The sequence below is a fragment of the Cytobacillus citreus genome (assembly GCF_018343665.1).
GTDB classification, from domain to species: Bacteria; Bacillota; Bacilli; order Bacillales; family Cytobacillaceae; genus Cytobacillus; species Cytobacillus citreus.
Map to the genome: position 1 here is coordinate 550602 of NZ_JAGYPM010000004.1, position 21009 is coordinate 571610.

The 21009-nt window shown below is 37.5% G+C and carries 18 protein-coding genes and 1 pseudogene; 12 read left to right on the forward strand and 7 right to left on the reverse strand.

The window, feature by feature from the left end:
* Positions 1-9: 9 nt before the first annotated feature.
* Positions 10-2082 carry a beta-N-acetylhexosaminidase gene (gene nagZ, locus KHA94_RS19210; RefSeq protein ID WP_213103720.1) on the reverse strand — a complete coding sequence of 691 codons (2073 nt, stop codon included), beginning with the start codon at positions 2080-2082 and terminating at the stop codon, positions 10-12.
* 27 nt (positions 2083-2109) lie between these two features.
* Positions 2110-3795 carry a serine hydrolase domain-containing protein gene (locus KHA94_RS19215; RefSeq protein WP_213103721.1) on the reverse strand — a complete coding sequence of 562 codons (1686 nt, stop codon included), beginning with the start codon at positions 3793-3795 and terminating at the stop codon, positions 2110-2112.
* Between the two features lie 713 nt (positions 3796-4508).
* On the opposite strand from KHA94_RS19215, the gene KHA94_RS19220 reads away from it, so the two are divergent.
* The 5 genes from KHA94_RS19220 (at position 4509) to KHA94_RS19240 (ending at position 10110) form a co-directional block, all read left to right on the forward strand.
* Positions 4509-5756: a TerD family protein gene (locus KHA94_RS19220; protein WP_213103722.1), complete on the forward strand. Its 1248-nt coding sequence runs from the start codon at positions 4509-4511 to the stop codon at positions 5754-5756.
* A 557-nt stretch (positions 5757-6313) separates the two neighbouring features.
* The gene (locus KHA94_RS19225) at positions 6314-7783 is read left to right on the forward strand and encodes a WD40/YVTN/BNR-like repeat-containing protein (protein ID WP_213103723.1); all 1470 of its coding nucleotides are present in this window, start codon (positions 6314-6316) and stop codon (positions 7781-7783) included.
* A 188-nt stretch (positions 7784-7971) separates the two neighbouring features.
* Positions 7972-8874, forward strand: a complete 903-nt coding sequence (locus KHA94_RS19230; protein ID WP_213103724.1) for a LysR family transcriptional regulator — start codon at positions 7972-7974, stop codon at positions 8872-8874.
* A gap of 323 nt (positions 8875-9197) precedes the next feature.
* Positions 9198-9713, forward strand: coding sequence for an acyl-CoA thioesterase (locus KHA94_RS19235; protein WP_213103725.1), 516 nt, complete (start codon positions 9198-9200; stop codon positions 9711-9713).
* A gap of 25 nt (positions 9714-9738) precedes the next feature.
* A complete protein-coding gene (locus tag KHA94_RS19240; protein WP_213103726.1) occupies positions 9739-10110 on the forward strand; it encodes a hypothetical protein in 372 nt (123 codons plus the stop codon).
* 161 nt (positions 10111-10271) lie between these two features.
* On the opposite strand, the gene KHA94_RS19245 is transcribed toward KHA94_RS19240, so the two are convergent.
* On the reverse strand, positions 10272-11141 hold the full coding sequence (locus tag KHA94_RS19245) for an SDR family oxidoreductase (protein WP_213103727.1): 870 nt from the start codon (positions 11139-11141) through the stop codon (positions 10272-10274).
* 142 nt (positions 11142-11283) lie between these two features.
* Between KHA94_RS19245 and KHA94_RS19250 the strand changes: the two genes are divergently transcribed.
* Positions 11284-11667: a winged helix-turn-helix transcriptional regulator gene (locus KHA94_RS19250; RefSeq protein ID WP_249365611.1), complete on the forward strand. Its 384-nt coding sequence runs from the start codon at positions 11284-11286 to the stop codon at positions 11665-11667.
* Between the two features lie 240 nt (positions 11668-11907).
* On the opposite strand, the gene KHA94_RS19255 is transcribed toward KHA94_RS19250, so the two are convergent.
* The gene (locus KHA94_RS19255) at positions 11908-12369 is read right to left on the reverse strand and encodes a phage tail protein (RefSeq protein ID WP_213103728.1); all 462 of its coding nucleotides are present in this window, start codon (positions 12367-12369) and stop codon (positions 11908-11910) included.
* Positions 12370-12391: 22 nt separating this feature from the next.
* On the reverse strand, positions 12392-12871 hold the full coding sequence (locus tag KHA94_RS19260) for a GyrI-like domain-containing protein (RefSeq protein WP_213103729.1): 480 nt from the start codon (positions 12869-12871) through the stop codon (positions 12392-12394).
* 109 nt (positions 12872-12980) lie between these two features.
* On the opposite strand from KHA94_RS19260, the gene KHA94_RS19265 reads away from it, so the two are divergent.
* The 6 genes and pseudogenes from KHA94_RS19265 to KHA94_RS26705 form a co-directional block, all read left to right on the forward strand.
* Entirely contained in the window at positions 12981-13943 is a 963-nt protein-coding gene (locus tag KHA94_RS19265; RefSeq protein ID WP_213103730.1) for a helix-turn-helix transcriptional regulator, read from the forward strand.
* A gap of 358 nt (positions 13944-14301) precedes the next feature.
* Complete coding sequence (locus KHA94_RS19270) at positions 14302-15084, forward strand: ABC transporter ATP-binding protein (protein ID WP_213103731.1); 783 nt, start codon at positions 14302-14304, stop codon at positions 15082-15084.
* Positions 15074-17140: an FtsX-like permease family protein gene (locus KHA94_RS19275; RefSeq protein WP_213103732.1), complete on the forward strand. Its 2067-nt coding sequence runs from the start codon at positions 15074-15076 to the stop codon at positions 17138-17140. Before KHA94_RS19270 ends, KHA94_RS19275 begins: the two co-directional genes overlap by 11 nt.
* 10 nt (positions 17141-17150) lie before the next feature.
* Positions 17151-17828, forward strand: coding sequence for a response regulator transcription factor (locus KHA94_RS19280; protein ID WP_213103733.1), 678 nt, complete (start codon positions 17151-17153; stop codon positions 17826-17828).
* The gene (locus KHA94_RS19285) at positions 17825-18856 is read left to right on the forward strand and encodes a sensor histidine kinase (protein ID WP_213103734.1); all 1032 of its coding nucleotides are present in this window, start codon (positions 17825-17827) and stop codon (positions 18854-18856) included. The genes KHA94_RS19280 and KHA94_RS19285 overlap by 4 nt, the downstream gene beginning before the upstream one ends.
* Before the next feature lie 219 nt (positions 18857-19075).
* Positions 19076-19183: pseudogene (locus tag KHA94_RS26705) on the forward strand (hypothetical protein); the annotation flags it as partial.
* 40 nt (positions 19184-19223) lie between these two features.
* On the opposite strand, the gene KHA94_RS19295 reads toward KHA94_RS26705, so the two are convergent.
* Both KHA94_RS19295 and KHA94_RS19300 read right to left on the reverse strand, forming a co-directional pair.
* Positions 19224-20237, reverse strand: coding sequence for a ThiF family adenylyltransferase (locus KHA94_RS19295; protein WP_213103735.1), 1014 nt, complete (start codon positions 20235-20237; stop codon positions 19224-19226).
* Complete coding sequence (locus KHA94_RS19300; protein WP_213103736.1) at positions 20234-21007, reverse strand: thiazole synthase; 774 nt, start codon at positions 21005-21007, stop codon at positions 20234-20236. Before KHA94_RS19300 ends, KHA94_RS19295 begins: the two co-directional genes overlap by 4 nt.
* Between the last annotated feature and the right edge of the window lie 2 nt (positions 21008-21009).

A 21009-nucleotide genomic window follows, 5' to 3' on the forward strand; every position in this document is an offset into this window, starting at 1 on the left:
ATTCCCTACTTAGTATCCTAAACCGTGGTCAAAACCGTATAAAACACTATCATCATGGTTGTAAATCGTGACTGGAAGTTTTCCAGTTGGATTGTTTTTACCAAAAATGGTGTTTGCTGCTGCTTCAAAGCTTGCTGGTCTGAATCCATATTGTACAAGATAGGCATCTACATCTGTATAGGACATAATGTCATACGGATTTCTAGCCCCCACTGCAATTACAGGAATACCTGTACCAATAAGCTGATTGGTCATTAACATTTGACTGCCGCTTGGCATTCTAGCTGAAACACTAGATGTATAGGTGCTCACAATGATGGATTTTGCACCCTGTACTTGTGCCATCTGTGAGTCGGTAAGCGTAGTCGATGTATTAATATAGGTAACGTTCTCATGGTGCTTTTTGACCTCATCTGCGAGGAGATTAGCGGACAAGCTTGAGCCACCCACCACGACAATCTTATCCTCTTTTGCTACATTAAGTGGTAGTACAGTGTTATTTTTTACAAGCGTAATGGATTTAGCTGCAGCTTCTTTTTCTATTGCTTTATGATCTGCTGAGCCTACCACCTGTATCGCATTTGCTACCTTCTCATCAAGGCTCTGCTCTACTTCTGCCTTAACGATGCCGCGATTTAATTTCAAGGTTAAAATCCGCTCTACTGACTGCTCAATTCTTTCGATTGAGATATCGCCAGATTTTACTGAATCATAGATTCCATTGGCTACTTCTACTATTCCAACAGGCATTAACAGAACGTCCGCTCCGGCTTTAACTGCACGAATCGCTGCATCAACAGAACCAAAATGATCTGTAATTGCACCCATATTCATGGCATCAGTTACGATAACACCTTTAAAGCCCAATTCTTCGCGCATTAGACCCGTTAATATCTTGTGGGAAAGCGTACCTGGTACAGAGACTTCTGTTCCGTCCTTTTTAGAAATTGCTTTTGTATCATCAATTTTCGGGAACGTCACGTGTGCTGACATAATCGCATCAATACCAGAATCCATTGCCTGCTGGAATGGATATAGTTCTACTTTCTTTAATCGATCAAGATCATGTGGTATCGCTGGAAGTCCTACATGGGAATCAACCGCAGTATCTCCATGACCTGGAAAATGCTTAGCGGTTGCCGCAATGCCCGTTTCATGGAGCCCTTTAATATAGGCATTTCCTAGATTAGCCACTAACTCAGGATCCTCACCAAATGATCGAACACCTATCACCGGATTATCAGGATTATTGTTTACATCCAACACTGGTCCAAAATTCATGTTAATCCCAAGTGCGTTTAGCTCTTCACCAATTGTCCTGCCGACTTTTTCAGCTAGCTCTTCAGATCTAGTCGCACCTAACGCCATATTCCCTGGCATATCGGTACCAGTTTGCAGACGTGTAACAATTCCGCCTTCCTGGTCAATCGAAATCATTAGGCCGTACTTTTCGGCAGCTTCTTGATAGGCACTAACGAGCTTAGTTGTTTGATCAGCTGTCACCGTATTTTCGCGGAATAAAATCACACCACCAAGATGATATTCCTTAACATGCTGGGCAATTTCCGCATTCATTTCTGTTACATTTTTGCCATTCCAATTTCTAAAATCAGGCATCAGCATTTGCCCGACCTTTTCTTCCATCGTCATATGCTCGATGGCTTTGCCGATAAGGTCATAGCGAGTGCCTTTTTCTTTTTCAACAAGGATTTTGTCTTGATTTCCCTTGAATTGAATCGAAATTCTATCGCTATTACTGCCATCGCTGACAGAGATAAACGTTGTACCATTATGACCAGATAAAGTTACTTCTCCATCTTTAGATACAGAGGCAACATTTTTATTAGATGACTTCCATTTTAAGTTCTTAGACGCCAGCATAAAGTGGCCATCCTCATAAACATGCAGAGCGTTTAAATCAAGCTTGTTATCTTTAACTTCCCTTGTGACCTGGGGAACATTGAGGTCAATCACTAAATCCTCAATTCCCGAAGCAGCGGTTGCCCCTGCAAGTGGAATCCCTGTTAACACTAGTACAAATGCCAGTAACGAGGTGAAAAATGTCTTTAAATATTTTCGCATGTTTCTCCTCCTCTAGTATTTCATGATTTAAAAGTCTCTTAATACCCATTCATTTTTTGAAAAAGAAAGATCATATCCAGAATCCAGTTTTGGATTCTGGATATACCAGCTGCGGGAATTTGTTGAACTATCGGTTCCATAGACAAACCGTAATTTCGTCGCATCACTAGGTATTGCCAATTCTTTCTTTTCCCAGCCATTGCTTGTGCCTGTAAATAGTGCAAGCTGGTCCCAACTGCCATCTCTAAAAATCTCTACGGTTCCGAAATCCCATACATTCTCAATCATATGCCATGTTGAGAATGTAAGTTTGGTATCCTTAGATAATTGAAGGTCAGTTTCCATTACTCGGTTTAGTTTGTCGCCATACCCTGCAAACCAAGCATCACTCTTACCAGGAATCGAGACAGGAATCGAATCAGCTACATTTCTAGCAAATAAGCGACGGGTTTGATTCATGGACCCCATATTTCTAGACGGATGGACACGGTTGGTCAGTAAAATCGCTACTGTTTTATTGTTCAGGCTTACTACAATTGAAGTTCCAGTATACCCTGTATGGCCAAAAGAGTACGTACCTTCTGATAAAGCATCCATATACCAGCCCTGCCCGAGCTCCCAGCCAAGTCCATGGTCATTCCCAGGGAATGCAGTATTCTGGTTTTGTAGCAGTAATTGTACTGTTTCCGGCTTCAGAATTCTTTTACTGCCATACTTGCCTTTATTAATAAAAATATGTGCAAGCTTAGCCAGGTCATTTGCGGTTGAGAACACACCGGCATGTCCAGCAACCCCATCCAATGACCAAGCGTTCTCATCATGAACTTCTCCCCACACGAGACCGCGATTTGGTGTGGCCTGGTATTCAGTTGCCGCAATGCGATGTTTCAAAGAAGCTGGTGGATTGTACATCGTATCCATCATCCCTAAAGGTTCTGTGATGTGCTCCCGAACGAATTCATCCTGGCGCTGTCCGGACATGTGCTCAATTAACATTCCTAACGTAATCATATTTAAATCACTGTATTCGTAAGTCGTACCGGGTGCATTTTTCAACGGTTGGTTTAATACTAACTTCAGCCGATCTTCTCTTGAATTACCTTTTGAATATAAAGGAATCCAAGCGGTGAACCCAGAAGTGTGGGTTAACAACTGGCGAATGGTCACGTTATTCTTACCATTGGCAGCAAATTCTGGAATATGTTTAGCCACCGGATCATCAAGATTGATTAATCCTTTTTCAAAAAGTACCATCACGGCCGTAGCAGTGAATATCTTACTGATAGATGCTAAGTCAAAAATCGTGTCGTTTTCCATAGGAATTGGATTTTCCATTTCGGTAAACTTACCATCGGTGTATTGAGCTGAATAGCCATAAGCGTCATGTTTTACAATTTTCCCAGCTCTTGCTACAAGTGTGACAGCGCCTGGCATTAATTTTTGTGAAATTGCTTGGTTCATAATTTGATCGATTTGCTGGAGTGGAGCTTCCACCATCCCGGCTCCTCGTGCAGAGCTTGGGTGAAGAACGCTCGAAACAGGGATGACAGTCGAATTCCATGTAAAGACAGGGTGTGGTTTCTTAGAGGGGAATGTGAGTTTTTCTTCCTTTTCAATCGTTGGATCATTAGGATAGTCATTGTTGGCAAATACTGTTGATGTGCCTAGTAGAATAGTACAAACTGCAGTAATCATAAATGTATTTCTTTTCATATACCCTCCTTTATATAATTGAAAAAATTGTAGGCGGGTCTCCCCGATATATACCAAGATTCTGGTAACGCTTACAGCATATAGTAAAAGCATATAGGTAATGGTGTACAGTAGTCTATACCACATAAGTCTCATAACAGTCGTTTCTACATGTCAAAGGGATTACGCCATCAGCATTATTTTTTGAAATTTCTGATAAAAAGAGTGAAATTATATTTCAGTATTTAGCAAATGAAGTTAATTCTCTAGAAGATATGGACCATAGCAATATTAAAACATAAAAAAGACCCCCAACCAAAATGGTTGAGAGTCTTTGAAATAGTGCCTGTCACCACCCGGATTTCGTCGAAAAACTTGGTTGATTCGACATTTTTCGAGGAGTGACAGGCACTGTTCTAATTTAACTATTCCAAACTTCCAACTAATCGCTATAGTCATTTTCAAGTTACTGTCTTGGTCAATAACACTTCCTGCAACTTGAATAGCCTTTAACAAGTTAACTAAACAATAATCCAAGTCCTGACTTCTGAAAGGTGAGGACTATTTGGAGTTTTTTTCTCCATTGGTCTTAAAGTATGAGTAATTTATGTCTAAGAAAAAGTGAATAGAAGGAAACTACAATAAAAATGTCAAAATTACTACAAGAGAATTTTGTAGTGAATTATGAAAAATTGTTAGGTGATAAATGGATAGAGGAGTAGGGAGTGGTTTATATGAATCAATTTCTTCAGATGGGAGCAAATACAGTTTTAAGTTCCCCAAAAGGTAATGTTACTGTAAGCTACGAAATTTCTAATTCGATAGATATTTCCTTAACAGCTTTCCTTTTAACTGATTCAGACAAGGTAGAAGGAGATAGCGGGATTATATTTTATAATCAACCAAAGAGCTCTTCTGGTGTAGCTACCCTAATACCATCTGAGAAATTAGGTAATACAAAAATACATAAAATTAATTTTGATATGAGTAAAGTCCCTGAAGGTATTACTAAAATAGCAATAACTCTTACAGAGGATAATAGCACTGGATTTTCAAATGTAAAGAATTTAAAGGCTGAGATATGTACCGATCATAATATTATCCAGTTAACCCCATCTAGTTTCACAAATGAAAATGGAATTGTAGTATTAGAATTATATCTAAGGAATGGTCAGACAAAGGCAAAATCAATCTGGCGTGGCTTTAATTCTGGGCTTGAAGGGTTATGTAAAAATTACGGTGTTGAGGTTGAATCTGATGAGCAAAACAAGCCTTCTGAACCTAAAACTATTCAAAAACAAACCCCAAAAGAACCTGTCAAGACTCTAACTGTTCCTGAAAATAAAAATAGACAAAACACGTTGTCACCGATAAGCCTTGTAAAGGTAAAGGGTAAGATAAGTCTTGAAAAAGGTCAAAAGCCAGTTATCATTGATAAAACACCAGAAATTACTGCAACGGTATCTTGGAAGACTGGGACAGATTATGATATATATGCTTTAGTCTATACAAAGGATGGTAAGCAGATAGATGTAGCTATGTTTGGGGCGAAAGGAACATCTCCCCTCAAGAGTTTTGGCAACGGAGCAGTGGAACATATGGGGGATGTTAGGAGAAATAATCTATCAACTAAGACAGAAGTCATTAAATTAAGGCTGAATAATGATATTCTCGCAGTTGTTCCTGTGGTTTATTCTGCTCAGTCAAATGGAACAGGATCGTTCTACCGATACAAAGTGTCCATGAGTATAGATAATCATAGCGGAACCTCCGTTACCATATCCTCCAAGAATGCAAATAATAATGATAGAATTTATACATGTGTGCCAGGAATCCTTCATAATACGCAAGATGGAGTTATTATAAGTCCATTGGAGCTTTATAGTACACCGAACTCAGAGCGTAGACCTAAACTTAGGATGGGATCTTCAAATATGGTAGAAGTTATAATGGATGAAGGACCTAAAAATGATTACAAGTAGACTGGAATTTACAGTTGAAATATATAGATTGTATAAGTTAAAGAATCAAATAATATAGACTGAAATTTAATAAGCGTTTAGAAGTATTTGAGGAAGGACAAGCATAAAATAAGCTTGTTCTTTTTTATCGCAGATTAACGGGCTGTAAGACCCCCACTTCAAGAAGTTGAGTTAAGAATAAATTTCTAAGTGGGGGATCAACAGCCCGTAAAAGCCCGTATGATGAACACAGACTAAAAGCGCCACATCGTGTGGCAACGTCTGCGTGACCCACTTCGTGTGGGCCGCAACTAACAATCAGTGGGGGATAAGCAGACTAAGAACGTGACGTCCTGTCGCAACGTCTGCACTAGCACATCCTGTGCGTCGAAAAACCCCCACTGATTGAAGTTTCACTTTATGGTTTAAACTAGTTTCATTTGAAAATGAAGCGGTCTTATTCAACTAAATGCAGCTTAGGTTAAGAAGGAAAATTTCTCTCTACTAGCGAAACATAATAATTAATAGAAACTAAATTTAGATTACTTGGGGGAAAACGGTGTTAATTTCGACAAGGGGTGATTTTCATATTTAGGAAAAATATAAAAACGATACTTAGATCATTATTAACAAATCCAATATTAATAATTGGATACTGGATTTTTTGCTATGAGTTAGCTTCATTATGTAGGTATGGAAGAATTAATAATAATATTTATATTTTATTATTATGTATCGTATTTTTAATATCTATCATTGCATTTACTACAATTAGAATTATAAAAGATAGAGAATATGGCTCTAAAAAATCAAATACTTGGCAATATATTTCTATAATAATTATTTTGGCAATAACATTATTTTATGGAGTAGAGATTTATAAAAGTGCAACAAATTATGGTGGCAAACTTGCGTGGACTATAGAAAGATTAAAAAATGAAAGATCAGTTAAATTTGAACATAATAATATATATGAATATGGAGTAGAAGGTATTTTTGAAGATATAAATAAGGAATATACTTTGCCAAAGAAATTATATATGGCAAGTGATTTTAAGCTTACATTTAATTCAGATGGAACAATCACATCTTTTGATACATTTGTTTATGGGAAAAATACGGATGGGAAAGAAGAAAGTTACTTAATAACTTATGATAAAAATAAGTCACAAGATATTACTTTATGGCTAAATGGATATGCAGGTTCTGATTATGATGATGATAAACTAGTAGAACCCCTAATTAAAACGGTTAATGCTATTCCAGTTCAGCAAACCGTTAGTAAGTGGAATGAGAGTAAGTACGGATTGGTTTATTATGGAAAACGAAATTGGGGATATAACACAGAGGGAATTATTAATATTAATGAGGAAGGTAAGGAGGTTCATCTTGAAGAAGCAACTTCTGAAATAATTGGATATACGGTATCTATATTTGTCCCTGGAAAAGAGAAAGAGATGATACCTGCTAGATATAACTTAATCGGTGACCCAAGTTGGAGTAAATCAAATACTACGCCAAATCAAGATAGTTCTAAAGAGAAGCAACAAGAGTTAACTAATAACAATGAACAGTTTTTCCTATCAAAAGAAGTTGGTTATCAACTAAATTTTACAGATAAAGCATTAGGAAGTACTTTTTATTCACTAAGTAAGACTGTTGATGGGGGTGAAACATGGGAGGTTATAAATGAAGATCCGTTCATCGGAGGAATTGGTAGTGTATCAGGAATAACTTTTATAAATGATAAACTTGGATTTATAGGAGCAATCCGTCCTTCTGGTACGAACGGAGAGTTATATCGTACAGATGATGGGGGCATATCTTTTAAAAAGGTAAATTATACACCTCATGAAGTAAAATTAAATAGTGGACAGTCTATAAGTCCTTTCGATTCTCCAGGTATGCCTTATGAGAAAGATGGAGTTTTTAATATGTTAGTCGGGCAAGGATCAGATGGAGATTATAATGGTAATAGTAGTGCACTTTATCAATCAAAAGATAATGGAGAAACATGGGAATATGTAAAAGAAGTTAAAAGTAGTTAGTAATAAATAAATAATTATTTATTGAAAAACCTCTGTTGCAGGTGTAACGGTGAACCGCATCATAAGTAAATCAGGTTTTTTCAAAAATATTGGTTTGCCTTTTTGATAAATCACAAGTGAGGTTACTAAAGTAAAAAGTGTGGTAAACTAAAATATCTTTAAAAAAGTATATAAGGTGTTTGATAGGTTTGGAAATTAAACATTTGGAGTGTTTTATTGAAGTTACACGTACTGGCAATTTCACCAATGCAGCTGAAAATCTGTTTATTACGCAGCCTGCCCTCAGTAGAATTATCAAATCCTTGGAGGGGGAACTTGGTACACAGCTATTTATTCGCACAAGAAAAGGGCTGATTTTAACAGAGGCAGGACGTATTCTAGAAAAACATGCATTAATAATTGAAAAACAGTTGCATCTTTTGGATACGGAACTTGGTCAGATGTTCATGCTAAAAAAAAGCCATGTCCGTATTGGACTCCCAGCGATAACTAATTCTATTTTCTTCTCACAACTGATTGCCTCGTTTCATGAAAAATATCCAGAGGTGACTTTCCAATTGGAAGAGGATGGATCTAAGCCGATTGAGGAGAAGATTGTCAGTGGGTTGTTAGATTTTGGGGTTATCGTTCTTCCGGAGAAAAATGATAATCTTGACCATTATAGGTTTGTTAATGAGAAATTAAAACTAGTGGTACCCTCGTTTCATCGTCTTGCTGGGAGACAGGAAGTGTCATTGAAAGAACTTAAAGAAGAGAGCTTTATTATGTTCAATCGAGATTTTGAGTTAAGAAACCTTGTCATGACTGCTTGCAGAGAAGCTGGTTTTCAACCGATAATTATTTCGGAAACATCACAATTAGATTTTATTCAAGAATTGGTTGCTTACAATATAGGTATTACTTTGCTGCCTGAGAATACATGTTTGGAACTAACAAATGATTTTCGCACTATAACCGTAATCAATCCGACAATCGAATGGACTCTAGCGATGGTCTGGAAAAAAGATGCATACTTATCACAGGTTGCGAAAGAATTTATCCGATTTGCCAAAATAAAGCTGTCGACATCTAATCATAACGATGATTCATAATCTAAAATTGAGTCAAATAGTAGAAGGCATCCTCTTGTTATGGGGAGGCTTTTTTTATTGTGTATGCTAAAGAGCGCTTACATACTATTTTGTTATGAATTGCATATGGGATTGGCATTGTATCTTTCCACTATAGTCATATTATAATTACTTTGTGAAAACTTTAACACATTTGAGAAGAGCGCCTCAAATGTATTTTTATCGCAGATTAACGGGCTGTAAGAGCCCCACTTCAAGAAGTTGAGTGAAGAATAGATTTCTAAGTGGGGGATGAAGGAAAACCCCCACTGATTGAAGTTTCACTTTATATAAGGTGGTATTTTATGCAAGCAAAAAAGGTTAAAGAAACGCGTGTTGTTCAAACCGATCAAGTACTCATTAATGATTTGAACAATCATCATACATTATTTGGTGGAGTACTAATGAAGAAGATGGATGCTTGTGCGACACTTTCCGCTCGCAGGCACTCAAGGGTAAAGGAGTGTGTTACGGCATCTACTGACTCAGTTAACTTCATTGAACCAATCAGAGTAAGTGATTCGGTTTGTATCGAATCATTTGTCAGCTATACAGGTAAAAGGTCAATGGAGATTTTCTGTAAAGTGGTGGCCGAAGATCTTGAAACTGGAAAACGTAGAATTGCAGCTACAGCATTCTTAACTTTTGTCCCTCTAGATGAAAATAAAAGGCCGATAGAAGTTCCAGGTGTTATTCCAGAAACAGAGGAAGAAAAATTTCTCTATGATACGGGGAAAGAACGTGAAAAAATTCGCAAGCTAAAAAGACAACAAAATAACGAACTCGTGTCCAAACTTTCAGTGGATAAACCATGGGATTAATACCAAGCAAAAAGGGAGGGAGATTATGCTAACAACATCAAGTTACGACCAATTGAAAAGTGCGCAAATAGCTATCGGAAAACTAAATTCCACAAAACCATCTATTTACAGAAAATTTATCAATATCATTAAAGTGACTCGTCAATTGCAGTTTGGATATCAATATATGGGCTCATTAATTATGGATGAAGACCCAGGTAAATTCAATCCGATGTCTCAAGATGATTATGTGTTGTCTGTCTATTATCGGGAAATCGAAAATTTAAAAACAGACAAAAAGTTCCTTGATTTAAAGCAATTACTAAAAACGCATAACCAACTCAGCTATGCTAATATTAGCAAGTTGGCATTGGGGGAAAACCCAGAAGCATTAGTTGGTCCAACTTTAGTCCGTTAATAGCTGAACGGAACCTTGCTAACCTCACTTAGAACTTTCACGGTGAACCGTATCATAAGTAAGTGCGATTTTTCTAAAAAAGAGAAGTGCCAGTCCTAATGAAGGCTGACACTTTGTTATTTACAAAAAGTATCTGTTTTGTCTGAAGAATTTGTTTCATCCTATTTTGTATTTACTAATAAATGTGTTAGTGCTTGTTTTAACGATGTAGCCGGACGACTTAATAAAAATTCCAAATCTGTATGTGCTGATTCTAATCCACCTTCACGAATACCTTTTTGAGTCATAACTAACATTGGAAGGTATGCTTCAGGTACACCAGCACCTTTTAACATTGCTTCAAAAGAAACATCGTCTACTGCTAATAAAGGAACTTCTTTGCCTAACACTTCATTTAACGTATCAACAAATTGCTGTTGTGATAAATTTTCACCAGAAAGCTCATAAATTTTATATTCGTGACCATCAGCTACTAAAACATTCGCTGCTGCTTCAGCTAAATCTGGTCGGTATACCCAACCGATTTTCCCTTCACCTGCAGAAGTTATCCAAGGGGCACCAGCCATACAGCCTTGAATTGTTCCAAGTTCATTTTCTACATACCAGTTGTTACGTAGAATCACATAAGGAATACCTGATTCAATAATTGCTACTTCACGCACTCTATGCATGCCTGCCAGGAAGAAGTCATTTGCCTCTGCACGCGTAACACTTGGATAAATAATTTGTTTTACATTGGTAGCTTTGGCAGCTTCTACTGCATTTGTATGTTGACGCATAATTGTTTCAAAATCACCAAATGTTGACATGATAAATAGACGATCTACATCTTTGAAGGCTGTAAGTAATGTTTCTTTATTTTCAAAATCCGTTACACGTACTTCTAAGCCTTGTTCCTTAAAGCTAAGTGCTTTTTCAGACTGGTCATCACGTACACCAACAATTATTTCTTCAACGGATAATTTGGTAAGTAAATACTCGACAATTTTAGAACCTAAATTTCCATTTGCACCTGTTACGAATACTTTCATACAATCTCCTCCACTATGGTGTTATTTTTGATTTTTGTACCTAATACATATACTATTTCTTAAGAAAGATCTATGTAAGTAGGCACAATTTAATAACATAGTCATAAAAATAGTACCTAGAGAAGAAGGAGGAGGTTTTATTTTGGCACGTTTTAGTTATAAAGATGCATCGATTTCTGAAGAAATACAGCAAGAAATTTGTCCATTAACAGTTACTCAAAATGCAATTGCAGGCAGATGGAAAATAGTGATTTTGTGGCATTTAAGCCAAAATGAAATGATTAGGTTTAATGAATTATTGAAGATGTTACCTGGTATCTCAAAAGGAATCTTAACTAGACAATTAAGAGAGCTTGAAGTGGACGAGCTAGTACACAGAGAAGTATATAAAGTTGTACCACCAAAGGTAGAATATTCGTTAACAGAGCTGGGGCAAAAGTTTATACCTGTATTAGAAGCAATGCAAGTGTGGGGTAAAGATTTATTAAATAAAAAAATAGAGATGTATGAAAAACTTGAGGATTAATAAATCGTAATTAACCTCTTATAAAACTAATAGCTAAAAGGTGTCGGAGTTAAATAAAAATTATTTACAATTTCTTAAACTAAGTATAGGAGAATAAAAACCGCACTTAGACATGTAACGGAGAACCGTATCATGAGTAATGAGGTTTTTACGAAAAAAATAACAGCACGCTCTAATTGGAGAGGTGCTGTCTTGTTATTTAAATGCCTAGAAATTCCTCCACATATGCTTCTGCTTACTTTAATATTCTCCTTTAATGACAAAATACGAGCCCCGAATGGTTCCAGCTAGTTTAGACTTCTGCCTAGCAAACTTAAACTTCCCCTCTAACTCTTTTGGTACTTCCATCCCATCAGAAAGCTTAAAACCAACAGCCCGCTTCTTAGGATCATCCACCGTATACATGACGTTGACGCTAAGACCATCCTCATAAAAGACGTAGGCAAATTTGATATTTTCTACTTGAAAACGCGACGTTTCTAAAGGTTTGGCTGCAAACTCAATATCACGTTCTTTCAAAATTTGGTTCACATAATCAAGGGTCTCGCAGGACTCGCTAGCTGGTACAACCGTAAATTCATGCTTGTATTTGTTCATAAAGTATCGAGCTTCATTAGCACGTAAACCAGCAAGCGCTTCTACTATAGGTGAAGACTCTAAACCAACCGTAGACACATTTTTAAAATCAACGGTATAGGACAATTCCATCTCTCCTTTTATCTCTTTATTTCCTAACTACCGGAATCCACATTTCACCATAAAAGACTCCGTTTCGCTGCTCCATCACAACCGCTGCATTAGGTCCACCAACATAGGCAACATCGTTTGCTTCTTGTAATGCTTGACCAAATGCAATGCCAGTAACCGTATTACTCAACTCTTCAGCTGTTTCTGCTTCCCCTTTTACAACCAGGTATTCTCCTTTAGGAAATTGAATCACTCTGGATGCTTCTGGTAATGATGCCTCTGTCATGACGCCGGCATAATGCATCATCTTGTTATTCACCGCTTCATTCACGACAAAAATGTAATCATTTGTGGCTACGGCTTTTAACTTATCAAGCCTTCCATCTTGTTTGACGGCCGACCAAAAGTCTGCCTTTTCCTTGTTTATGCCAGCGTAGTCGGTGTAATCGCTTTTAAGCTCAGTTCCAATGCCTAAAACGGTAAAGCTTTCTTTTTCTTCTAGGGTATAATTTGCCATCTTCAAACCATCCTCTTTTTTAAATTTATCAAATGATTTGTCTTTTCACTTGATGAGTTTATAATAGTCTTTAATCATGTCAAAAAATGATACTGTTTAGGAGATCCCGATGAAAAAAGTTGAACGAATTAATACCATCATGCGGTATATCAACAACCGCTCCCACTTTACAATTTCTGAAATCATGCGAGAATTTAATATCTCTCGTTCGACCGCTATTAGAGATATTAGAGAAATTGAAGCCATGGGGATGCCACTTGTCGCCGAAGTTGGAAGGGATGGGGGGTATTTTGTCATGAACAACTCTGTCCTGCCCACAGTTCGCTTTACCGATAATGAGATTAAAGCTCTCTTTATTGCCTTTATGGCCACAAGAAATCAACAACTCCCATATTTAAAGAGCCGTCAGTCTTTAGCTGAAAAATTACTAGGCCTCATCTCAGAAAACCAGCAAGATGACCTTGTTCTATTAAATCAAATCTTGCTTTTTGAAGGGACCAACCCCAATAATCCCGACCTACTTGAACTGTCAGACCTTCCCCATCCTATGTTAGAAAAACTCATCCAAATCCTTCTTTTGGATCGCTATTTACTGATTACCATCAAAGAAGGGAAGGTAATCAATTCATATCCAATTAACCTCTTGCATCTTTATCATGAAAAGGGCCTTTGGCTGATTGATGGCTTTGATTTAAAGGATGAGAAGAGGAGGATTTTCCCTGTCGACAATCTCACCGATGTCGAACCATACCCTACGAAAAAAAGATTAAGTAAGAAAAAGATTTTAGAAAAACTAAGTAAGCAGGAAGAAGTAATCAACCTTGTCCTTGAACTTGGTCCAAAGGCGATTGCCCAGTTCAAAAAATACCATCCTTTAAAAGTTTCAATTTCCTATACAAATCCTTACCAAACCACAGCCATACTAAAGACTTTTATCAATGTTAATAATCCCGAAGAATTGACCGAAATAACAAATTGGCTGCTTTTCCTAGGTGAGGATATCAAGGTCAGGGAAGTGCCAGAAGAAGTCTTAGAAGGTTTACAAGAGAGATTAAGCTTATTCTGCCCATAAGCAGTGCCAGTTAACCTTTATTTTCTCATACCCAGAAAATCAATGTTGGAAATAAATTAAAAGGGTAATAGCATTTTTATCAATACTGTTCTTTATTGAATTTCTAATATATTTATTTTAGTAAAAAAGGTTAAAACGCATTTAGGTGCGTTACGGTGAACTGCATCATAAGTAAGTGCGGTTTTTTGAAAATATGAGTACCAAGTCTATTTATTTTAGACTTGGTACTTTTTTAATCTCGATAATAAATTGTGGTTCCAATTCCTCGCGTTTCAAACCTTACAACAACTGTAAGAGTTAATTAATATTTTTTTATTGTATGGTATTACTATAGAGAATATGTGTGGGAGGAATTTATATGAATATATCAGATAAACTGCTTCAAGTTAAGGAAGTACATAAGACATTTGGTGAGGGACAAAGTGAAACCGTTGCATTGAAGGGTGTTTCCTTTGATGTTCTTCCAGGAGAGTTTGTTGGAATAATGGGAGCAAGTGGATCGGGCAAGACAACATTGCTTAATTCCATTGCAACCATGCTAAAGCCAACATCTGGACAAATCTTATTGGAGGGTAAGAATATATCCTCATTTAAAGGATCACAACTAGCGAACTATAGAGGAAGTAAGATAGGATATTTATTCCAAGAATTTGAATTGATAGATAACTTAACAGCTAGAGAAAATATCATTCTACCGTTGTCAATACATGGAGTAAATCCTAAAGAGCAAGAGGAACAACTGCAAAAATTAGCTAAACAATTTGATATTGAGAGTTTATTGAATAAATTCCCATCTCAGATGTCAGGAGGTCAGAAGCAAAGAGTTGCTGCAGCAAGGGCATTGATTTCAAGCCCAAGCATTGTATTAGCAGACGAGCCAACAGGAGCCTTGGATACAAAAAATGCAAAGACCTTAATGGATAAACTATATTCTAACAATCAGACAGAGGGGACCACCATTTTGATGGTTACTCATGATGCCAATGCAGCAAGCTTTTGCTCAAGAATCTTATTTATCCAAGATGGAGTGATTTTTCATGAGCTTCGAAAGAATGTGCCTGGAGAAACTCAGAATTCGTTCTATGAACGTATCCTAACTGTTTTGGCACAGTTGGGAGGAGGCAGCAGCAATGTTCTTTAATTTTATCAAGCGTAATAGTCGTAAGACCCGAAAAGAAAATGGGGTTTACTTTGCCTCACTCATCATTTCTATTGTTGCTTTTTATGTCATCCTGTCACTTGGTGAACAAGATGTTATGGTATATCTGAAGACAGTTGAGAGTAACGCGGTAGCAAGGCTTTTGTTAATGATTCCGATACTCTATGCCGTCTCGCTGTTCTTCGTATTTTTCTTGGTTTATTTTGCAAATAGATATCAATTACAACAACGTAGCCATGAGTTTGGCATGTATTTAATGATGGGAATGAGGCAAAGTAAGTTATTTGCCATGATTATGGGGGAAACATTGTGGAATGGTTTTGTTGCTTTGTGCATTGGAGTTCCAGTCGCTTTATTTTTAACAGAGCTAATTAGTCTGGCAACTTCAAGGCTTATTGGAATGGGCATTATTGGTCATCAATTTCGCATCTCCTGGGTGGGGCTAGGATTGACGGTATTTGGTTTTATTGTGGTTCAAGTATTGGCCGTATTTATTCTAAGCTGGAGAATGAGCAGGAAGGAACCTGCGGATTTGCTGAATGATCAGAAGGATGAATCGCAACGAGTCCTTTCACCCGTGTGGAGTATGGTTAGTTTACTGACTGGAGCAGTATTGCTCCTTGGTGCAATTTTTCTATGCGTAGCTTATGTATTAGCAGTATTATATTTGCGTAGCCTTGATTATAGGATATTTGCGTTAATATTGGTCATAGGAATAAGTGGAACTTTCATCCTGTTTCGTGGATTGGGAAGTTTAATTGGAGCATGGGTAAAACGTAAAAGTAGTTCTTCTACTGGTTTATTTGTATTTACAGGAAGACAACTTCAAGAGAATGTTCTGCATCAATGGAGTTCTCTTGCCATATCATCACTGTTAATTCTAATGGCAATGGTTTGTTTTGCATTTGGAACTTCTACTGCTCTCAATAATAGTGCTACATCTAGTAGAACTGTAGACTTTACGTTTAGAGGATCAGAAGAAGAAATTGTTTCTGCACTAACCTCTGATAAAATGAAGCCATACATAGAAAGCTATTACGTTATGAATCTAGGACAGTTTTGGCCATCCGATTCAGAGATGTCTGAAAATACAGCTTCGCGTACATTTTCTTGGTCTGGATTAGAAGAATCTATCTCTAGAGAAAAAAATTCAGAAGAAAAAGAGAATTTATTAAGGAATTTATCTATGCAAGATATGCCCTATTTCATTTCACTTTCTAGTTATAATACAATGCTAATATCTATCAACAAAGCTCCTATTATATTGGGAGACGATGAAGTTGCCATGTATTCTGATGAAGAATTTTCGCACTCTCATGATATATTAAAGAGGGTACTGCAGTTTAATCCAACAGTTAGTATAGGTGAAAAACAATATGAATTGGTATCGACACTGTATACAAGCAATGTCGTTGCAGATAGAGCGATTACGCTTTCATATGCATTGATTGTGCCCGATGATATTTATGACAGCTTCATTGGAAGTTCTCAAGATTCACACCTCTGGAATATGGCTCTAAATCATGATTTTGTTCAGGAAAAAGGTCTAATGCAGGCTATGTATGAAGTAGAGCAGTTAATGAATACATCCGGCTTAGACTATGAAAGTTATCTTTCCAGTATGGGAAGACAGTTATTTTACACTGTGGCAGGAAGCTATACGACATTTTATCTAGGCATCATGTTCCTTATCATAGCAAACACGGTATTGGGCTTAAAGTTCCTTATGCAACAACGAAGTACGAGACATAGATATTATACAGTAGCTATGCTAGGAGCAAGTATTGAATCTTTATGTTCATCAGCAAGGAAACAAATTTGGTTATATTTTGGTTTGGTTATCTCGGTAGCATTGATCAGCAGTATTTTTGGTATTTGGTCCATGTTGAATGCCTTCCTATCAATGACATTAAGCTTAGAAAATAGTATGGTGATAGCAATTAGTCTTATTGCGTTTATCGTTTTTGAACTTTGTTATATATGGATGATTCAGAGAAAGAGTGATGAAGAAATAAAGAAATTAAAAGAGATTGAGTAGGAGTGAAATCATGGTAAAGATCGTCATTGTTGAGGACGACGTTTTTCTCCGTGCAGAGTTACAAAGTATTTTAGAGAAAGAGGGATATTCTGTAGAGAGTATCTCTTCTTTTGATACGACCTTGGAAGATATTATTTCAGCTGCTCCTTCGGTAATTATATTAGATTTAAATTTACCAAAGCTATCTGGATTCCAAATTTGCCGTGCATTAAAGGCTAGAGGAATAGGGCCTATATTAGTACTGACTTCACGCAATCAACTTCGTGATGAGCTGCATGCATTGGATTTAGGTGCAGATGATTATTTAACGAAACCTTGTCATCCTAAACGTCTAATTGCTAGGATTCAAAAACTGCATCACCTATATGCAAATATGCATGTTCTTTTAGATGCTGGTGATTTTCAGTTAGATGAGAAGGCAAATGTATTGTATGTTGGCAAGAATTCTATTTCATTATCGGAGAATGAAGGAATGATTATGAAGGCCTTGGTAAAAGCTGTACCTTCAGTGGTGAAAAAAGAAGAGTTATTTAATCAGTTATGGGGAAGTAGCGAATATGTGGATGAGAACATCTTGCAAGTGAATATGACTAGATTACGTAAGACTCTTGATGAAGTTGGATTGTCAAATCGAATCAAGACTGTCAGAGGAATTGGTTACCAATTAATAGGAGGTTCCTGCCGATGAAGCCAAGGGATTGGCTAACTATGCTAAAGGTATCACGTCCTTGGCTATTACTTCTTTGTATAAATGATGCTTTTTTTATTTTTCTGGCTTGGGTAGCGTATCCTGAAACATTCGAGCTTTTAGTTGGTATTATGATTATTTTTTCAGCAGCTAGTATTGTCTTGGGCTTGTTACTTGTTAGAAAAAGTCAGACGAAGAATGACAAAGTATTTTATCATTTTCTTAGAGAACCATCACCGGAGCAGGAATATGTATTGATAGAATCTATTGGTGAAATGCATACAGAAAAGGTGAATTATCTAGCAAATAAATTGCGGATGCTAAATGACCAGCTAGATGAGGTTAAATTACAGTCACTAGATTATGAAGAGTTTATTGAAAGTTGGGTTCATGAGATAAAGACACCTATTTCTTTATTAAGCTTTGTTCTACAAAATCGTAAAGAAGAAATGTCAGAATTGGTGTATCAAAGACTTGAGCATGCAAGAATTAATATCCATGATAATGTCGAACAGATCCTATTTTATGCAAGATTACAGGCAGCGCATGTTGATCATAAACTAGAGAGAGTCTCGCTCAATCTCTGTTGTGAAGATGTACTATTGGAACTTCAGTCATTACTGGATGAAAAAGAAGTTAAAGTTATTTCTCAGATGAAAGATGTGCCAATCGTGTCAGATGAAAAGGCGATCCAGTTTATTTTCACGCAAATACTTGTGAATGCAGTTAAATACTCTAATGAAAAAATTGATAGCTTTATCTGGTTAAAAACTGGTTTTGATAGTGTAAAAAATCGGTATTCTTTAAGGATATCTGATAATGGTATCGGGGTGCTTCATTCTGATCTCCCTTTCATTTTTGATAAAGGATTTACAGGAGATAATCCTAACAGAAAACAGTCTACTGGGATAGGATTGTATCTTGTAAAGAAATTATGCGATGAATTGCAGATTGAAATTGAAGTTGAATCTAAGTATGGGAAGGAATTTGTCATTCAATTTCTATTTCCGAAAATTGAGGATCAATAGAGATCAATCATTCAATTTTACATGGGGGCGTTCGTTGAAGAACGAATGAATAAAAAAGTATGCAAGATTAGTAATAGATAAACTATGGCACAAGCTTGGATAATTAGCGATAGACTTGCAACGGCATTAGAAGACAATACTAATTCGTCTAAAAAAGACATAAAAAATGTTTCGAAAAGCTAAAAGAAATAATAATCTTTATCTGTAGGTAATCGAAATTGGCGATATACATATGGGATTTTAAAAAGATGGCGAGACGAACGGGTGAAAACATTGGAAGATGTATGGGCGTTTAAGAAAGAGTTTGAACAGCGGAAAAGGTCCTAGAATAGAAAAAACATCCCATAGAGAGATGTTTCAGAAACTATTAACCCATCAACTTGGACGCAATCATTTTAGCTTTGACAACGTCTTTGGTACCGTGGATCAACATGCGACCGTCACGGAAAAGAACAATGCGGTGACCGTTAAAATTGCATGCCACAAGGTGCATATTACAAATGAGTCCGGTTACGATTGGGTGAATGGCTTCGGCAAACTGCCTTAATTCCACTTCCCGATCTGGAGGCAAGGTCAATTGCACCGTATCCCGACCACATAAGACTGCCGTTCTTGTCTGACTTTCCTTGGATAAAAATGGGTATGATGCATCTTTCGAACAGCTTGGACAATCAGACCGCCTTAGCGGTGTTACATCTATTGCGGCCTGCTCGCCCGTCCAAAGATCAAAAGATTTCAATTTGGAATCCACTTCTTCACCGACAAGATATTTGAATACATTCGCTACTTGATGAGCAGCCACCACCTGGATAATGGGACTGATGACCCCTGCTGTATCGCATGTAAGTGTTTGTGGCGGAAGTGTGTCCAACAAGCAATGAAGACAAGGAAGCTCCCCCAATCCAATTGGATAAGTCAATCCATAACTGGCAACAACCGCTCCCATAAAAAATGGAATGCCCAGCTTCCTTGAAGCATCATTCATTAACAGTCTCGTTTCTATATTATCTGTTGCATCAACAATCAATGTTTTTCCGCTGACAAGCTCTTCAGCATTTTCTGCTGTGACATCAGCCACAATTGTTTCAATATCAACCGTGCTGTTAATTTCGTATAGTCGCTTCTTGGCAGCAACAGCCTTAGGGAGCTGGTCTATTACATCTTTCTCAGTATAAAGCTGCTGCCGTTGCAAATTGCTCCAGTCAAGAATATCTCGGTCAACAATTGTTAGCTTCCCGACGCCCGCGCGTACAAGCATCTCTGCACTTGCCGAGCCAAGCGCCCCTGCTCCAATGATTAAAACGTGAGCTTGGCAAATTTTCTTTTGGCCTTTTTCTCCTATCAGTTTAAATAATTCCTGCCTTGAATAGCGGCTGTTCACGACGGGAGCAATCCTTCAAGCGGACTGCTTGCCACAGCATAATCCCTTTCCTCGATCCGGCCTGCTTCAAAACCCAAACGGCCGGCTTCGATGGCAAGCTTCATAGCTTCAGCCATTTTTATAGGATCTTTCGCACCGGACACTGCGGTATTCAACAGAACCGCATCAGCCCCAAGCTCCATGGCATATACTGCATCTTTTGGTGAACCAATGCCAGCATCGATAATTACAGGAACTGAAGATTGTTCAATAATGAATTTCAAATTAAGGGGATTTAAAATTCCTCTTCCGGAACCGATCGGTGATGCACCCGGCATGACCGCATGAACACCAAGCTCTTCTAATCTTCTTGCCAAGACAACATCGTCCGACGTATAGGTAAGCACAGTGAACCCTTCTGCCAACAGCTTCTCAGACGCTCTCAACGTTTCTACAGGGTCAGGTAAAAGCGTTCGGTCGCAGCCGATGATTTCGACCTTGATCATGTCACACAGCCCTGATGCTTTGGCCAGTTTTGCCGTCCGCACCGCTTCTTCAGCTGTAGTGGCTCCTGCTGTATTTGGAAGTAATGTGTATTTGGATAAATCTAGCATTTCCAGGAAGTTTGGCTGAGACGGCTCAAATACGTTCATCCTTCTTACGGCAAATGTAAGAATTTCAGCATCAGACACACGGACTGCTTCCTTTTGTATTTCAAAAGATGGATACTTTCCTGTCCCCAGTAAAAGTCTTGATTGAAATGTTTTATCTCCTATTTTTAACATGCTCATCT